Source organism: Peptoniphilus sp. Marseille-Q6390 (assembly GCF_965119475.1).
The window spans coordinates 24,095-41,258 of sequence record NZ_CBCPLS010000001.1; the positions used below are offsets into that span (position 1 = coordinate 24,095).

A 17,164-nucleotide genomic window follows, 5' to 3' on the forward strand; every position below is an offset into this window, starting at 1 on the left:
ATTATGTTAGAAAGAAATATGACAGTTGAAGCTGCAGTAATGGAAAACCCAAAAGTCTTAAAGGAAATCCAAAAGCTTGGGGGAGAATACGACTTTATAGCTATGGAAAGCCTTGAAGATGCCCTAAAGTCTCTAGGAGAAAACTATGACCTATTTATCAAAAAAGTTGAAGGTCAAGCTGACTTCAAGGACATGGACAGGGTTAGGAAGATGTCTAAGGAAGAGATAATCAACTACATTGTAGAAGAAATTCATCCACAAGAACTTGCTACAACAGAAAAAATTGACGAAATCTTTAGGGGAGCAATTAAAAAATACTACAGGGAAAGAGGAGAGCAACTCTTCGTAATATATGAAGTCCTTCTTCTTATCAAGGCAGAACTCGTTTCACACTTTTCCAGCGAAGAAGAGTATGAATTCAAAGATGCCCTTGCAGGCAAGAAGGTTGACTTTGAAAACCTACTTGCAGAACACGAAAAGACTATTGGTCTCTTTGACAGGCTCAAGTACCTAACTCGTGACTACAAGATGAACGCAGAAGAGCCAGAAATCAAGGAGCTCAACAAGCTTATGGGAGAACTTGACGAGGATATGAGAAGACACATCTATATAGAAAACGAAATTCTATTTAAGATGTAAGTCTTGGGAAGTATAAGATTTAAAAAAATAAATAGGAGTAGCACTGGGGAGTGTAAAAATATTTAAAAGTAAAATGGTTTAGCTTTGGCTAGACCATTTTTTATTGTTCCGATGAAGGCTTTATATTATTCCTTTTGCATTGATATCCTTCCGTAGGATAAAATTTCCCCATAAAAAAATTTTTTTCGCATAAAACATGGTATAATTTATGCGAATGGAGAGGTTTTTATGCGTAAATTTGATTACAGTTTATTGAAAGAAAAAAAATGGGATGCCGAAATCTTAAATTATATTTCACAAATTAGCGAGTATAAGGGAAGGCAAGAATTATACTTAAGTCAGAAGCCCACAGTTCTCGATAATCTAGTAGAACTTGCTATTATACAGAGTACCCAAAGTTCTAATGAAATTGAGGGAATAAGAACTACTGATTCCAGAATAAAGGACTTAGTTAAGAAAAAAGTTGCTCCCCAAAATAGAGATGAAGAAGAAATACTAGGTTACAAGGAAGTTCTCTCTACAATTCATGAATCTTTTGATTATATCCCAATAAATTCAAAAATAATTTTGCAACTTCATAGAGACCTCTACAAATTTTCAAATAAATCAATTGGTGGAAAATATAAAAATTCGCAAAATTATATTTCAGAAACAAAAAAAGATGGGGAGACTATAGTTAGGTTTAAGCCTCTTGACCCTTTTGAAACTCCACAAGCAATTGAAAAAATATGTCAAGAGTACAATAGAGAAATTGACGAGGGAGAAATAAGCCCTCTCATATTAATTCCAATTTTCATCCACGACTTCTTGTGCATTCACCCCTTCAACGATGGGAATGGAAGGATGTCAAGGCTTTTAACAACTTTGTTGTTATACAAATTAGGATATGTTGTAGGGAGATATATAAGTCTTGAAGAAAAAATAGAAAAAACTAAGACAAATTACTATCTTGCCCTGGAAAAAAGTGGTGTAAATTGGTATGAAAATAGTGAAGATACAACATATTTTATAAAATATATTTTGGCTATTATACTTGCTGCCTATAGAGATTTTGAAGACAGAGTAAATATTTTCGACACAAAGCTATCAGCACTTGATCAAGTTTTAAATGCTATTGATAAAAAAATTGGAAAATTTACCAAGAGTGAAATAATGGAGCTTGCTCCAGAAATTAGTAAGTCCTCTGTAGAAAAATCTCTAAAAGAATTATTAGAAAAAGATATAATTGAGAGACATGGTATTGGAAAGGCAACCTATTATACAAAAAAATAATTTATTTAGGATAAGATTAAACTCTTATCCTTTTTTTATTTATTAGAAAACTTATCCCATAAAAATAAATTTTGCTCATAAAAAGAAGAAAAATTATGTGATTTTTAAGTATATTAAGAAGTCATATCAAAAACTTGTAAAAAAATTCTCTTAGTGTTAAGATAAAAATAGAGAACACCCCTAGGGGGGTATGGGAGGTAATATGGAAAAGAAATTTGATGTCAGGGGGATGACTTGTTCTGCTTGCGTCGCCAATGTAACCAAGGCTGTAGAAAAGCTTGATGGCGTAAGCAATGCCAACGTCAACCTCATGACCAACTCAATGAAGGTTAATTTTGATGAAAATAAAATAAATGATGAAGAAATTATAAGAGCTGTGGAAAAAATTGGCTATGGTGCAAGTCCAGCTGGAGAAAAAATAAAAAGCCAGGATGGACCAGTGGATGACAGGGAGAGAGCTCTTAAGAATAGGCTAATCTCTTCTAGCATCTTTATGCTAATCCTCATGTATATTGCCATGGGTCACATGGTCCACTTGCCAACTCCAGGGGTCTTTCATGGAAGAGAAGGGGCAGTAATTTTTGCCTTTTCGCAATTTCTCTTGGCCCTTCCAGTTGTTTACATCAACAGGGACTTTTACATCTCTGGATTTAAGGGCCTCAAGAACAGGGCACCCAACATGGACAGCCTTGTTGCCATTGGGTCCTTGGCAGCCCTTGTCTATGGAATCTTTGCCATTTACATGATGGCTTATGGATTTGGCCAAGGAGACATGGAGCTTGTAGATGCCTACAGGCACAATCTCTACTTTGAGTCATCAGCCATGATCTTGACCCTTATAACTGTTGGGAAATACTTGGAAGAAAAATCTAAGAACAAGACAAGGTCATCTCTTGCAAAGTTAATGGACCTTGCCCCAAAGATGGCAACAGTTATAGAAGATGGCAAGGAAGTCGTAAAAAATATTGAAGATGTAAGGGTTGGAGATATTTTACTAGTAAGGCCTGGAGAATCTGTGGCAGTTGATGGCAAGGTCATAGAAGGTGCATCGTCCCTTGATGAATCGGCAGTTACTGGCGAGTCTATCCCAGTCCAAAAGTCTGTGGGCGACAGGGTAATCTCGGCTTCCATTAACACAACGGGATCCTTTAAGTTCCAAGCAGAAAAAGTCGGCGAGGACACAACAATATCTCAAATTATAAAGTTGGTGGACGAGGCTAACCAGTCCAAGGCTCCTATAGCCAAGTTGGCAGATGAAATTGCGGGAGTTTTTGTTCCAGCAGTCCTACTTATAGCTGCTGCAACTTTTGGTATCTGGATGGCACTTGGCTACGGATTTGAAAATGCCCTTAACTTTGCAATTTCTGTCCTAGTTATTTCTTGTCCTTGTGCCTTGGGACTTGCAACTCCAGTTTCAATAATGGTGGCAACAGGCAAGTCTGCTGACTTTGGACTTCTATTTAAGAATGCGGAAGTATTAGAAAATCTCCACAAGATCGATGTCATTGTAATGGATAAGACTGGTACTATTACAGAAGGCAAGCCAATCCTAACAGATATTGTGACAGATCTAGACCAAGCTGAATTCTTAAAAATTGCTGGGTCACTAGAAAAAAATTCTCAACATCCACTGGCTTCTGCAATTTTAAATTATGCTGTAGAAAAGAATATAGACTTAGAAGAAATCACTAACTTCAATTCAGTTAGTGGCAGGGGCCTAAATGGAGAGGTCGCTGGTAAAAAGTATCTTGCTGGGAATCTTGAATACATGCTTGAAGAAAAGATCGACCTAAGAGGCTTTAAGGCTAAGGCAGAAGAACTTGCAGGAGAGGGCAAGACTTCCATGTACTTTGCCAATGAAAATGAAGTCATGGGGATAATTTCTGTCAAGGACCTACCTAAGAAGTCATCAAAGGATGCAATTAGGCTCCTAAGAGGCATGGGCAAGAAAATTATTATGCTAACTGGAGACAATGAAAAAACTGCAGAAGCAATCGCCAAGGAAATTGGAGTTGACGAAACCCTTGCAGGTCTTCTTCCACAAGATAAGAACAAGGAAATCGACAAAATTCAAAAATCTGGCAAGAAGGTCCTTATGATTGGGGACGGAATCAACGATGCCCCATCCCTTGCCAAGGCAGACATAGGCATGGCAATAGGTCATGGGACAGATGTGGCAATTGAGTCATCAGACGTTGTCCTAATGAGGTCTGACCTCTTAGATGTTGTTTCAGCTCTTGAACTTTCCAAGGCAACAATAAAAAATATAAAGGAAAATTTATTCTGGGCATTTTTCTACAACACAATAGGAATTCCTCTTGCTGCAGGACTTTTGTTCCCAGCCTTTGGGATAAAACTTTCCCCAATGTTTGCAGCCTTTGCCATGAGTATGTCATCGGTATTTGTTGTCAACAATGCCTTGAGGTTAAGAAGATTTAAGCCAAGGGGAGTGAAAAGATCCTTGGAAGAATCAAACTTTTCAAGCAAAAAAGAAAATGTAGATAAGCAAAAAGATTTGGAAAAAAGTGAAAAAATTACTAGAATAGAAGTAGAAGGCATGATGTGTGGCCACTGCGAGAAGAGGGTTGCCGATGCCCTAGAAAAAACTGGCAAGGCAAAAAATATTCTGGCAAGCCACGAAAACTCTTCTGTAGAATTTATAGACCAAGGTCTAAGTCCAGAAGAAATAAAAAATGCCATTGAAGATGCAGGTTATAAAATTATTAAAAATAAAGGAGAAGATAGTATGGAAAAGATTTTAAATGTTGAAGGAATGTCTTGCAAACACTGTGTAGCATCAGTAAGGAAAGCTCTTGAAGGTCTTGATGGAGTAAGAGAAGCTGATGTAAGCCTTGATGACAAGAAGGCAAGGGTAGAACTTGACAAGGACCTTGCAGATGAAGTCCTTGTTAAGGCAGTTGAAGATGCTGGTTTTTCTGCAAAAATAGAAAAATGAGAGCAGACAAGGAAGTCCAACTTAGGAAATTAAAGACTGTCAGGGGACAAATTGATGGCTTGATAAAAATGGTTGAAGAGGACAGGTACTGCCTAGACGTATCCAACCAGCTCATGGCATCAATCTCCATCCTAAAAAACATCAACAAGGATGTCCTGACAGCCCACCTAAGGGGGTGTGTCAAAGACTCCTACTCCAAGAGCCAGGAAGAAATTGACGAGAAAATCGAAGAGATTAATACAATAATAAACAAGTTGTCAAAGTAGGTTTTTATGAAATTTAAAAAAATATTTTATTTGTTTGTGGTCTTAATTTTTCTAACAGCTTGCAAGAAGGACGAAAGTCATGAGATAAAATTTTCCACTGGAGAAGTTTATAAATTTGAATCTTTAAGCGTGGAAGTAATTGCAGATGAAGAAAAAATGACTACAAGAGAGATTTTTTCTTCTGAAAACAATGAAGAAAAGTTAGGAGAGATAATAAGTCTCTTGGGAAACTGTAAAGTTGTGGACCAGAGATATTCCTATGCTTCAATCCCAGGTTATAAAAGTTTATTAATCAATTTTCACAATAAAGATGAGGAAGATACAATTTATATGTACGACTCAGAAAGAGATAGAGATACCAATAAATTTCACTATTCTTTCTATGGAAAGCTTGGCAACCAAGAAGGTCCTACACTCTTATCAGATAAGGATTTAATTTCGGAGATAAAGTATATAATAGACAAATAAAAAAATCACGGTAGAAATATTTTTACCGTGATTTTTTAATATTTAAAATTTTACCAGGTGCAGAGGCCTGTCTTTTCTTGTATCTTCCAGAGGATTCTCATGAAAAATCTACTTTCATAAAAGTCTTCGATAGGAAGAGTGTAATCTCCGCCCTTATTATTCCAAATTCTTGCGTAGTAGTCCTTCATCTCCTTTGCCATAGGAGAATCTTTTTCCATTTCAATAGCAAGGTTGGTCTCAAGGTTAAAGTTATCCAAGTTTCTCCTTGTGTAGTTGGCTGATCCAAGTATGGCAAGGGGGTTCCTGTCCTTGAAGTCGAAGTAAATAAATTTTGTGTGGAACTGCTCGCCAGATGTTTGGTACCAGCGAATATTTATGTCTGGATAGTCTTCCTTTAATTCGCTTAGGGCAGGTCTATTGGGTGATCCATTTTTCTCAAGACCAAAGGCATCCTTGTTGAGGTCTGCAATGATTTTTACATCGACGCCACGCTTAGAAGCCTCGCCTAGCTCTCTTAAAATCCTAAATTCTGAAAGATAAAAGATTCCAAGATTTATCTCGTCACCCTTCTTTGTTTCCTTAATATTTTTTGAAATTTCATCATAAATTTTTCCTTCAGTGATGACCTTTAACTTGTAGGGAGAAGTGACTTCTTCTGCCTTAAAGTTTTCTATTACACTAGGTAATTTGTCAAAAAATATAGATTCAGACTTAATTAAATCCTCCATAGACTTGCCACGAAAGACCATTGCCACGTTGGAATGGTGGGCTGATGGATCGTGGGGGTTTGCCGATGCAACTAGGGCTTCCTTTTCTGAAATCAAAACCTTCCTGTGGTTGCCCTTGAAGTTGGCAAGTTTTAAAATTGACCTAATATTTACCTTGTCGGCATCCTTGTCAAAAAAGTTTTTGATCCAGCCGCCACCAGATGTCCCAAACCACTGGAGGTAGGCCCTGTAAAAGCCAGAGACTAGGGCATTGGAGTCACGCATCTTATTTAAGTCAGTAACTACCACATCAATTCCATTTTCACGAAGCCTCTTTAGATTATCTTCTTCATAAGCCCCGTAAAAATTATTTATGGGGTCTGTGACAAATAAAATTGGCATGGCAGGATTTTCTTTCTTCTTTGCAATTAAGAGGTCCGTCATCTCTTCCACTTGATTTGGGAAATTCATTGTATCAGGGAACTCGTCGTTAAAGAGGAAGAAGTCCACCATTAGAAAGTCCTTGGAATTTTTAATAAGGTCCATCTCACGCTTAAAGATCCTCTTCTCGTGAAGTCTCTTTCCATCCTTTAAGTAGGTCAAGTCATACAAAAATTCGCAGTCGGCATCATTAAAGTCAGATGACAGGTTGGTGCCAGGTGGATTTTTTGTATTTAAGCTGTATATAATTGGAATAATAATAAGTAGTAAAATAAGTATCATAATTTTCTTTTTCTTTTTCAAAATCTTCTCCAAAAATTAAAATCAGTTTGTGGGAATTAGGTCTTGGACCCTCGTCCCAGTACTTCCATAATCTCTATCAAATTTAATATTATATTTTCCTGTATGAGGATATCTAAGATAATAAAAAATTTCATCACCGTTTCTCAAATTTTCATTTTTGCTCCACTCAATGCTTGGATTATGAAGAATCTTTTCTATATCTTCCCTGTCCTTCTCATTTTTTAAACTTACAATTTTTGGATATTCAAGGATTTTTATCTCAGCCTTGCCAGATCCATCGTAGCCAGTGAAGTGAAACTGCACTGTGAGAGGGTCCATAGTCACATAGGCGTCAGGCTTTCTTAGCTTTAAATGATAAAAGCAAGTGGAAAATATTATTAAGATTGCAAAAATTATAAAAGCCATATTCTTTTTATTTCTTAAGTCCTTCTTAGCCATCAATAAGCCCTCCTTTTCCCCTATTATATCAAAAATATTTATAAAAAAATTAAAATAATTGACAAGTGTTATAGACTGTTATATAGTGTTATGTAACAAGGAGGCAAAATGAAAATTATTTTAATAAATGGATCCTCAATTCCTCTTTATGAACAGATAAAGAATGCTATAAAAGAAAACATTTTAAAAAACAAGGTTGGAGAAGGAGAACAGCTTCCTTCTGTAAGGACTCTTTCCAAGGACTTAAAGGTAAGCATCTTGACAGTAAAAAAGGCCTACGACGAACTAGAAGAAGAAGGATTTGTTGAGTCTAGGCAGGGACTTGGAACATTTGTGGCCAGTAAGGACTCAGAGGTCAAGAGAGAAGAATTACAAAAGGAATTGGAAAATCACTTGCAAGAAGCCATAAAATTATCAGCCGATTTAGATTTAGACAAGGAAACAATTTTGGAATTATTTGAATTTTTATACAAGGAGGGTTTGGACTATGACGAATAAAATTGAAGTTAAAAATTTAAAAAAGACCTATGACAATTTTGTCTTGGGAAAAAATTCCTTTGAAATAAAAAAGGGATATATCACTGGATTTATTGGAAAAAATGGAATGGGAAAGACAACAACTATAAAATCTCTCTTGTCCTTAATAAATTATGATGGAGAAGTATTTGTGGACGGAGAAGATGCAAGGAATTTAAATTATCTTCAAGATGTGGGGATAATTATGGACGATTCCTTCTTGTCAAAAGACTGGAAAATTTCCATGGTCAATGAGGCAATGAAGTGTGGCTATGAAAATTGGCAGGAAGATAAATTTTTTTCATATATCAAAAATTTTGGCATTGAAAAAAATAAAAAAGTTAAAGAGCTTTCTCGTGGAATGAAAATAAAGCTTATGTTTTCTATAGCCCTTTCTCACCAGGCAAATCTCTTGATTTTAGATGAGCCAACAAGTGGACTTGACCCAAGTATGAGAGATGAACTAACAGATATTTTAAAAGACTTTGTAGAAGATGAAAATAACACAGTGCTTTTTTCCACACATATCACTGAAGACTTGGACAGGATTGCCGATTATATAATTTTTATCGACCAAGGAAAGATTGTCGAAAATTCTAGTAAAGAAGATTTTCTGGAAAAATATTTTGTTTTAAAGGGAGGGGAAGAAGATAGAGAACTTTTAAAAGATTTTGATCTTCTTGGCATAAAATCTTCAGACATTTCCTTTGAAGCCCTTGTAAAAAATATAGATAGAGAAAAAATTCCAGATGAATTAATTCTTGAAAATCCAGATATAAATAAAATTTTAGTTTTATATGGGAGGAAGAAATGAAGGACATTAAAAAAATTATGAGGCTGGATTATATTTCAATTAAGCCCTATTTCACAATAAAAAATCTTTTAATAATGCTTATACTCTATTTAGTTTACTTTTTTATGACGAAAAATCCACTAATAGCAATCTCAATGCCCCTATTGTTTGCCATGATGTATTCCTCTTATCCTTTTCTTGTGGGAGACGAAGCTGGTATAGATTCACTTTACAAAATTTTTGGCATAAAGGGAGATAAAGTTGTGAAAGGAAGATATGCCTTTGCCTTAATTTTATTTATGGCAGCTATAATTATAGGACTAATATTTTCAATTGTAGCATCATTTTTTGTGAAATTTGATATAAAAATTGTCCTTCCAATTGTCGGGTCTTTCTTTATAGTTTTTGTTTTTTTGATTTCTATGCAGTATCCCCTTTACTTTAAGTATGGATACAAAAAGGCAAAGACACTTTCAGCTATTAGTTTTGTGGTAATTGCTCTAATTTCTTTGTTAAGTACGACCTTCAGAAATTATTTAAAAGATCTACTTAATTTAATGACAAATAATAAATTAATAAGCCTTTTAATTATCCTATTTATAATTTTTACAATAATTTCTATTTCGATAAAGCTTTCAGAAAAATTTTATAAAAATAGAGATTTCTAAAAAAAAATAAGGTGTTGGAAAAAATCCAGCACCTTTTTGTTTTGTAAAACTTTATTCGTCGAAGCCACCTGTGTAGAGCTTGTAATAAATTCCCTTTTGTTCAAGTAGGTCAGCATGATCGCCTCTTTCGACTATCTCACCATTTTCCAATACGATAATTACGTCTGAGTTCATAATTGTTGAGAGCCTGTGGGCAATTACAAAGCTTGTTCTCCCCTTCATGATTTGGTCCATACCCTCTTGGACAATTTTTTCTGTACGAGAGTCAATTGATGATGTTGCCTCATCTAGGATCATAACTGGTGGATTGTAGATTTCAGCTCTTGCAATAGAAAGAAGCTGCATTTGTCCTTCGGATAGTTCGCCACCTGAGCCACTTATTATGGTGTCGTAGCCATCCTTTAGGTTCTTGATAAAGTCGTGGGCCTTGGTCCTCTTTGCTACTGCAAGGGTCTTATCCATGTCAACATCTTCCACAGAGTAATTTATATTTTCTGCAATAGTACCTGTAAAGAGGTGGGTATCTTGGAGGACCATGCCAAGGGATGAACGAAGGTGGTCCTTCCTAATCCTCCTAATGTCTATGCCATCAAAGGTAATTTCGCCCCTGTCGATTTCATAAAACCTATTTATGAGGTTGGTAATAGTTGTCTTGCCGGCACCTGTTGCTCCAACAAAGGCAACCTTTTGGCCTGGTTTTGCATAGAGATTTATATTTTTTAGGATTTTATTTTTTCCATCGTAGGAGAAGTCAACATTTTTAAAACGAATGTCTCCCAAGAGTTCTCTGTACTCATCAGTCTTTAGGTCATGCCAATAATATTTTTCTTCTCCGTCGACAACTTTTACAACTTTTTCAACTTCGCCAGAGTAGTTTTCTGGCTCAACTTCAAGGAAGTCAAAAATTCTTCTGGCACCTGCTATGGCAAGGACTACAGAGTTTATGTTGCCACCAATTTGTCCCATGGGACCTGTAAGAGTCCTTGAAAGTTGTAGGAAGGAAGCAACAACACCAACTGTTATCCCAAAGCCACCATGAACTGCCATAAGGCCACCGATTAGGGCAAAGAGAATATATTGGAAGTTTCCAATTCCAAAAATTATTGGGAAGAGGAAGAGGCCCAGCCTGTTGGCGATCATGGTATTTTCCATGAGTTCTTCGTTAATTAGCCTAAAGTCTTCTCTTGAAGCTTCCTCGTGGTTGAAGACCTTTACAACTCTTAGGCCGTCAATCATCTCTTCGATGTAGCCATTAGTCTTGGCAAGAGATTTTTGCTGGTTCAAGAAGAAGTGAGAGGACTTGCCCCCAATTGTATTCATGGTAAAAATCATAAGTCCCACTGTCAAAATTATTATAAGTGACAAGAAGAAGGATTGTGAAAACATGGCGATTAGGACCATGATAATTGTCATGGCAGATGACACAAAGGATGGGAAGGACTGGGCTATCATTTCCCCAAGGGCCCTGACATCATTTGTGTAGTAGGACATTATGTCTCCGTGACTATTTTGGTCGAAGTAGGAGACAGGTAGGGCCTGCATCTTCTTAAACATAGTCTTTCTCATTTCCCCAAGAGTTGATTCAGATATTGCAACCATAAGTCTTGAGTAGGTGAAGGAGCAGATAACTCCAATTGCCAAAAATATTCCCATCTTAATTAGCATGGATAACAAGTTAGAGAAGTCCGGGTTTGAACTATTTACCAAGGGCATAATGTAGTCGTCAATTAAAAACCTCATAAAAAGTGACACAGAAATTGTGGCAAGAGATGAAATTATTACCATGAGAGCAACTCCTAGGAGCTTAAACTTATGCCTTTTAAAGATAAAGGAGAATAATTTTTTTGCTGCCTGCTTGTTTTCTGGAGATGTAATTTTTGTCTTATTCTTCTGCATCAAAATCACCGTCACTTTCTTGAGTTTCGTTAATTTCCCTATAGATTGGACTCTTTTCTATAAGTTCTTCATGTCTTCCAATAGATTCAATTTCTCCAAGGTCAAGGACTAGGGTGTAGTCAGTGTTCTTTAGGGACTTGATCTTTTGTGAAATCAAAATCTTTGTCATATCTGGTCTTAATTTATTCAAGGAAGAAATTATTTTCTCTTCAGTCTTGTTGTCGAGGGCAGAAGTTGAGTCGTCCATAATCAAAATCTTTGGATTTTTTAGGATTGACCTGGCAATAGAAATTCTTTGCCTTTGACCACCAGAGAAGTTAGTCCCACCCCTTTGGACCTTCATGTCCAGGTCTTTTTCAGGGTCAATGAAGTCATCACAAGATGCAATGTAGAGGGCTTCTTTTAGTTCTTCATCAGTAAGGTCGTCGCCAGCCCACTTTAGATTTTCACGAAGGGTACCTGTGAAGAGTTGGTTTTTTTGTAGGACCACAGAGACTTGGTCACGAAGGGCAGGAAGGTCATAGTCGCGAAGGTCTTCTCCTCCAACATAGACAGTCCCACTTGTTGGGTCAAAAAGTCTTGCAATTAGGCTAATAAGTGTGGACTTACCAGATCCTGTTGGACCAATCATACCCACATAGTCGCCAGAATTTATCTTTAGATTAATATTTTTTAGGACAGACTTGTCTAGGTCGCCAGAGTAGGAGAAAAAGACATCGTCAAAGATAATTTCTCCATTATTTACTTCCTTAATAGGGTCATCTGGGCTAACAATAGAAGGTCTAGTTGCAATAACTTCATTTATACGTCTTATGGAGTTTCTCGCAATTGTAATCTGAACGAGAATCATTGACAACATAAGAAGTGAAATTTGAATTTGAATTGCGTAAGTCACAAGACCTGTCAAGGCTCCAGTTGTCATCTTGCCAGCCACAATGAAGTGACTTCCCAACCAGGCAATTAAAATTGCCATGAGATAGGTTGAAAAATTCATAAGTGGGTTTGCAAAGGCAAGGAGCTTGGATGCCTTGATGTAATTATTTTGAAGGTCGTTAGAAACTTCATTAAACTTTTTGATTTCCTTATCTTCTTTTACAAAGGACTTAACCACACGGATGGCAGATAAGTTTTCCGACACGTCGGTGTTAAGCTTGTCTGTAATCTTAAAAACTTTTTCAAAAATTGGATAGGCTCCCTTTATAATAAGTCCCATCCCAATGCCAATGAGGGGAATAATAATTACAAAAGTTGGAGCCAGGTCCCTTGAAAGTCTAAAGGACATGATAAAGCAAAAGATAAGAGTAAGGGGGGAACGAATTGCCATCCTTATAGTCATTTGGAAGGCCATTTGCACAGCTTGGACATCAGTTGTCATACGAGTGATAAGAGAACCTGACTTAAACTTTTCCATGTTATCAAAGGAAAAGTCTGTTATGTTTTTAAACATAGAAGCCCTCATATTTTTTGCAAGACCACTTGATGCCTTTGTGGCAAGATAGCCCGAGATCACTCCTGTGGCAAGGGAGATTCCTGCTGCTATAAATAAAATTATTCCGTATCTAATTATATTGTGAGAGGAATTTATCAAGATCCCCTGGTCTATTATCTTTGTCATGAAGAAGGGGATTGATGCATTCATCAAGACCTCTAGCAAAACAAAAAAAGGCGAGAGCACTGCATACTTTTTATACTCGCCTAGATTATCGAAAACAACTTTTAACATATAACACTTCCTAATACATATTTAACATTAAACAATTACCCAAAAATTAAAAGCTAAAGCTAAATTAAAATTTTAAACTTAAAATTTTTAAGAAACTCTTATTAATTTGTAATTATTAGAAATTTGTAATACTATATAAGTATCAAACAAATGGAGGGATAACATGACAGACAATAAAAAAGAAAAAGATTTAATTGAAAACTCAAAAACTCTTTCTGATGCAAAGAAGAAAGAAATGAAAGCTAATATGGACCAACAAAAAGAAATCAAACCTGAAGATAGACCAGATTCTGACCTATATGCAAAGACTGAAGGACAAGATCCTGAAACAGGAATTGAAATTCCAACAGAAGAATCAGTTGAAGAAGCAAAAGAATGGGTTGACAACGAAAACAGAATGTAATTTCATGGCCTAGTGATAGGCCTTTTTTTGTAAAAAATTATAGGAGTTTTAATGGATAGCAAATTTTTAAACTGGCTCCTTGGCATAAGGAACGAAGTCTTAAATAGGTATATGATTGCCATAACCCACCTGGGAACTGGGGGAGCAATTTGGCTTTTTACAGTTTACATCCTCTTCTACCTGGGCTTTAGGATTGAGAGCATAAATGTAATACTTGCCCTAATCTTTAACGGCATAGTTTGCAATCTTTTATTAAAGAATATTTTAAAGAGAAAGAGACCCTCTTGGATAACAAAGGTGGAACTCCTTATAAAGGATCCCACAGACTTTTCTTTTCCATCAGGTCACGCATCATCATCCTTTGCTGCAGCAGTAACAATTTACTTCTACTTCAGGGGGATGGGGATCTTCTTCCTTGTGATAGCAGCCCTAATTGCTTTTTCAAGGATCTACCACTTCGTTCACTATCCCAGCGACGTAATCATAGGGGCAATTATTGGAATACTTATCGCCCTTGCCACAAAGAACTATTACGACAAATTTTTATTAGACTTTATGCAAGTAAATCTACCCTTCTTATTTGGACCTCTTCCTAAGGTCTGAGAAAAAGCCAGTGATTAAACTTGCACATTCTCTTTCCAAGATACCATACTCATAATTAATCCTGTGATTAGTTATGAGTTTTTCTATTTTTTGGTGAGAAACCACAGCGCCAAACCTCTTGTTGCGAGCCCCAAAATATAAATTTTTTATGCGAGCATTTAAAATTGCACCAACACACATTAGGCAGGGCTCAAGAGTAACGTAGATGTCGCAGCCTTCAAGATGATAAGAATTTAGGTGCCTTGCTGCCATAGATATTGCCATTATCTCTGCGTGAGCTGTGGGATTCTTTAAGTCCTCTTTTTTATTGTAACCATATCCAATTATTTTATTATTTTTAACAACGACACATCCAATGGGCACGTCATCTGATAAGAGAGACCTGCGACCATAGCGGAGGGCCTCTTTCATAAATTTAATTTCCATAAAATTATTATATCAAATTAAAGAAAAATTTAAGTTGATTGTAGTTAGATTTATTCCAATAAAATAATATATGAAAAATTAAGCCTATGTTATAATATTAAAAGTAATAATATTTTCTTAAAAATAAAGATATAAAGGAAATTATATTTAAAAACTTAGCAAAAAAAGATTTAGAATATTTATTCGAAATAAAATTATTTTTGAAATATAAGAGCTGGAAACCAGCAGGAGGGACAAATGACTTTTAAAATAATATCCGACTCCTCATGTGATTTAGATAAAGAAACTTTAAACAACTTAGACGTAAAAGTTTTGAGAATAAAGGGAACTGATGAAAAGGGCGAAGACCTTCCAGAGGACCTTACTAACAAAGAAATCTATAAGAGGATGAGAGAGGGCGCATTTTTTAAGACAAGCCAGTTAACTTATTATGACTACTTCAAGAAGTTTGAAGAATTTGCAAAGGAAGGCAAAGACATCATTGCCCTAACCCTATCTTCAGGCCTAAGTGGTACCTATCAAAATGCCTGCATGGCAAAAAGAGAAATTGAAGAAAAGTATGACATAAGAGTTGAAGTAGTTGATTCACTTGCAGCTTCAGTTGGTTTTGGACAAATAACTTACTTTGCTGGACTAGCTGCCAAAAATGGAGCGACTTATGATGAAGTCCTAGACCTACTTAAATTTTTGGTGGAAAAAACTAAGCACATCTTCACAGTTTACGACCTCAAATATCTTTACGAGGGAGGAAGAGTTTCAAAGACCAAGGCAAAAATCTCAAGCGTATTAAACATTCTTCCAATACTAGAAGTAGACCAAGAGGGAAAACTCTTTGTATCAGAAATGGTTCGTGGCAAGAACAAGTCCTACAAGAAGATGATGGAGATGATAGAAGAAAGAACAACATCAGATGGATCTGATACTGTCTTTCCAGTATATGCTGACGACATAAAAGTCCTTGATCCACTTATAAAAAAATTAGAAGAGAGGGGACACCACAAGTTCCTTCCTCTTGAAATAGGACAAACTATAGCAGCCCACGTTGGACCAGACATCTTTGGCCTAGCCTACCTTTCTGAAAACATACCAGAGAAATTTAAAAAGTTTTTAGGTTGAGATAAGCATTAAAAACTAAAGACGAAAAAATAATAAAAATTTGCAAAAAAAGAGGAAGTCGCGTGACTTCCTTTTTTAATATTTATCATTCGTATCCTTCTTTAAGTCTTAAAGCAGACTTATCTAGCATCTTCTTTAGGGAGTAGAGGGCAATGACAAACACCACTAGCTCTGACACTCCTGCTCCAAAGAAGAGGAATCTCACTCCAAAGAGGTGGACCATTAAATAAATGGAGATGAATAGGGATACTGATCCCCTCAAAATATTTATGATAATGGAATACTGAGGCTCTCCAATGGCTGATGATAAGGATGCAATAAACAAGTTTTGACCTGCTAATAAATACATAAGGGCGTAGATCCTCATTGGTCTTATGGAGGAAGAAATCATATTCTTGTTCTCTAAGAACATATTGAAGAGGCTTTCTGCCCCAAAGTAGGCAATGGAATACATAATTACAGAAATTATAAAGACGAAGATAAAGCTCATCCTAATAATTTTTATAGACTTATCCCTTTCCCTGGATCCGTGATAGTAGGAGAGAAGGGGTAGGGTCCCGTGGCAAACTCCTTGGAAGGTTGAGTTGGCAAAGAGGGACATGTAGTTTATAACTGCGTAGGCAGAAAGGTATTCAGGTGAAAGATATTTTATTATAAAGAGGTTAAAGATAAAGACAAAAGTTGCTGTGTTTAGCTCAGAGATAAATTCTCCAAATCCATAGATAACAGTCGTCTTTAGATAATGAAGGACTTCTTTAAATTCCATTTTTATCTTTACAAAACGAAGGTAACCCTTGGCAGCTCTGAAGTGGATAAAAAATATGAAACATGACAAGAATTGTGCAATACCTGTTGCAAGGGCAGCTCCCCTTACACCCAATTGAAACTTATCTATTAAAACATAGTCTAGGACTATATTTGTAAGGCAGGCTGAAACGGCGCCAATAATTGCAGTCTTAGGAAAGCCGTCTACCTTTACCAAGACCTCAAAGGCATAGGCGATGATGTAGAAGGGCGAAAAGAATACAATGACAGATAAGTAATCATGAGAAAGCTGAAATAAAGTTGAGTCTGCTCCCAAAAAACTTATTATTTGATTCATAAAAATTATTCCAATAAGGGCAAGTATTATTGAAAAGCTAAGGATAAATAAAATTATAAAGGTAAAGACCTTGTTGGCCTCGTCCCTGTTGCCCTTGCCCAGCTCTATTCCTATAATGGTTTGTGATCCCACACCAGTTATAATTGCAATTGCAAACAAGAAGTTCACATAGGGAACAACTATTGTTACAGCCGATAGCTCCAACTCACCGGCGAAGTTTGCAACAAAAAATCCGTCTACGATTGTGTAGATAGAAAAGACCCACATGGCAATAATTGATGGGATTACAAACTTAAAAAATTGTTTATTTAAACTCATAAAACACCTCTAACGTATTGATTATATATTAATATATTTTTTTAGGCAACGAAGCTAGACTATAAGTTATTCTATTACAATTTTTATAAGTCTTTGTTATAATGAGTTTA

The 17,164-nt window shown here is 36.1% G+C and carries 17 protein-coding genes; 11 read left to right on the forward strand and 6 right to left on the reverse strand.

The genetic code is table 11. From position 1 onward, the window contains the following. Positions 1 to 3 precede the first annotated feature (3 nt). The 5 genes from ACWPVO_RS00115 to ACWPVO_RS00135 all read left to right on the forward strand — a co-directional run bounded on the left by ACWPVO_RS00115 (position 4) and on the right by ACWPVO_RS00135 (position 5,601). Positions 4 to 639 (forward strand): hemerythrin domain-containing protein, encoded by a 636-nt coding sequence (locus ACWPVO_RS00115; protein ID WP_412277070.1) that lies wholly within the window; start codon positions 4 to 6, stop codon positions 637 to 639. A 228-nt stretch (positions 640 to 867) separates the two neighbouring features. Continuing rightward, positions 868 to 1,911 carry a Fic family protein gene (locus ACWPVO_RS00120; protein ID WP_454205731.1) on the forward strand — a complete coding sequence of 348 codons (1,044 nt, stop codon included), beginning with the start codon at positions 868 to 870 and terminating at the stop codon, positions 1,909 to 1,911. A gap of 202 nt (positions 1,912 to 2,113) precedes the next feature. Continuing rightward, positions 2,114 to 4,867: a heavy metal translocating P-type ATPase gene (locus ACWPVO_RS00125; protein ID WP_454205733.1), complete on the forward strand. Its 2,754-nt coding sequence runs from the start codon at positions 2,114 to 2,116 to the stop codon at positions 4,865 to 4,867. After that, positions 4,864 to 5,133: a metal-sensing transcriptional repressor gene (locus tag ACWPVO_RS00130; protein ID WP_005955077.1), complete on the forward strand. Its 270-nt coding sequence runs from the start codon at positions 4,864 to 4,866 to the stop codon at positions 5,131 to 5,133. The genes ACWPVO_RS00125 and ACWPVO_RS00130 overlap by 4 nt, the downstream gene beginning before the upstream one ends. A 6-nt stretch (positions 5,134 to 5,139) precedes the next feature. After that, the gene (locus ACWPVO_RS00135; RefSeq protein WP_454205736.1) at positions 5,140 to 5,601 is read left to right on the forward strand and encodes a hypothetical protein; all 462 of its coding nucleotides are present in this window, start codon (positions 5,140 to 5,142) and stop codon (positions 5,599 to 5,601) included. Between the two features lie 50 nt (positions 5,602 to 5,651). Here the strand turns inward: ACWPVO_RS00135 and ACWPVO_RS00140 are convergent, their stop codons facing one another. Beyond that, a complete protein-coding gene (locus ACWPVO_RS00140) occupies positions 5,652 to 7,052 on the reverse strand; it encodes a phospholipase D family protein (RefSeq protein ID WP_454205738.1) in 1,401 nt (466 codons plus the stop codon). A gap of 21 nt (positions 7,053 to 7,073) precedes the next feature. Next, positions 7,074 to 7,490: a hypothetical protein gene (locus tag ACWPVO_RS00145; protein ID WP_454205740.1), complete on the reverse strand. Its 417-nt coding sequence runs from the start codon at positions 7,488 to 7,490 to the stop codon at positions 7,074 to 7,076. Positions 7,491 to 7,598: 108 nt separating this feature from the next. Here ACWPVO_RS00145 and ACWPVO_RS00150 point away from each other — a divergent pair, with 108 nt between their 5' ends. The 3 genes from ACWPVO_RS00150 to ACWPVO_RS00160 are packed head-to-tail and all read left to right on the forward strand — an operon-like array spanning position 7,599 to position 9,467. Then, entirely contained in the window at positions 7,599 to 7,988 is a 390-nt protein-coding gene (locus tag ACWPVO_RS00150; RefSeq protein WP_057257277.1) for a GntR family transcriptional regulator, read from the forward strand. Further along, on the forward strand, positions 7,978 to 8,820 hold the full coding sequence (locus ACWPVO_RS00155; RefSeq protein ID WP_005955407.1) for an ABC transporter ATP-binding protein: 843 nt from the start codon (positions 7,978 to 7,980) through the stop codon (positions 8,818 to 8,820). The genes ACWPVO_RS00150 and ACWPVO_RS00155 overlap by 11 nt, the downstream gene beginning before the upstream one ends. Continuing rightward, a complete protein-coding gene (locus ACWPVO_RS00160) occupies positions 8,817 to 9,467 on the forward strand; it encodes an ABC-2 transporter permease (protein WP_454205742.1) in 651 nt (216 codons plus the stop codon). The genes ACWPVO_RS00155 and ACWPVO_RS00160 overlap by 4 nt, the downstream gene beginning before the upstream one ends. Positions 9,468 to 9,518: 51 nt before the next feature. Here the strand turns inward: ACWPVO_RS00160 and ACWPVO_RS00165 are convergent, their stop codons facing one another. Both ACWPVO_RS00165 and ACWPVO_RS00170 read right to left on the reverse strand, forming a co-directional pair. Next, the gene (locus ACWPVO_RS00165) at positions 9,519 to 11,363 is read right to left on the reverse strand and encodes an ABC transporter ATP-binding protein (protein ID WP_454205744.1); all 1,845 of its coding nucleotides are present in this window, start codon (positions 11,361 to 11,363) and stop codon (positions 9,519 to 9,521) included. Then, positions 11,350 to 13,086: an ABC transporter ATP-binding protein gene (locus ACWPVO_RS00170; RefSeq protein ID WP_454205746.1), complete on the reverse strand. Its 1,737-nt coding sequence runs from the start codon at positions 13,084 to 13,086 to the stop codon at positions 11,350 to 11,352. The genes ACWPVO_RS00165 and ACWPVO_RS00170 overlap by 14 nt, the downstream gene beginning before the upstream one ends. Positions 13,087 to 13,249: 163 nt before the next feature. Between ACWPVO_RS00170 and ACWPVO_RS00175 the strand changes: the two genes are divergently transcribed. Continuing rightward, complete coding sequence (locus ACWPVO_RS00175; protein ID WP_454205748.1) at positions 13,250 to 13,489, forward strand: CDIF630_02480 family spore surface protein; 240 nt, start codon at positions 13,250 to 13,252, stop codon at positions 13,487 to 13,489. 51 nt (positions 13,490 to 13,540) lie between these two features. After that, the gene (locus ACWPVO_RS00180) at positions 13,541 to 14,092 is read left to right on the forward strand and encodes a phosphatase PAP2 family protein (RefSeq protein WP_250342592.1); all 552 of its coding nucleotides are present in this window, start codon (positions 13,541 to 13,543) and stop codon (positions 14,090 to 14,092) included. Here the strand turns inward: ACWPVO_RS00180 and ACWPVO_RS00185 are convergent. Beyond that, complete coding sequence (locus tag ACWPVO_RS00185) at positions 14,066 to 14,518, reverse strand: nucleoside deaminase (RefSeq protein ID WP_005955110.1); 453 nt, start codon at positions 14,516 to 14,518, stop codon at positions 14,066 to 14,068. The two genes, ACWPVO_RS00180 and ACWPVO_RS00185, sit on opposite strands and share 27 nt — an antisense overlap. A gap of 237 nt (positions 14,519 to 14,755) precedes the next feature. Between ACWPVO_RS00185 and ACWPVO_RS00190 the strand changes: the two genes are divergently transcribed. Further along, positions 14,756 to 15,634, forward strand: a complete 879-nt coding sequence (locus ACWPVO_RS00190; protein WP_454205751.1) for a DegV family protein — start codon at positions 14,756 to 14,758, stop codon at positions 15,632 to 15,634. 85 nt (positions 15,635 to 15,719) lie between these two features. Here ACWPVO_RS00190 and ACWPVO_RS00195 read toward each other — a convergent pair whose 3' ends face one another. Further along, positions 15,720 to 17,054 (reverse strand): MATE family efflux transporter, encoded by a 1,335-nt coding sequence (locus ACWPVO_RS00195; RefSeq protein ID WP_454205753.1) that lies wholly within the window; start codon positions 17,052 to 17,054, stop codon positions 15,720 to 15,722. Positions 17,055 to 17,164: the final 110 nt, after the last annotated feature.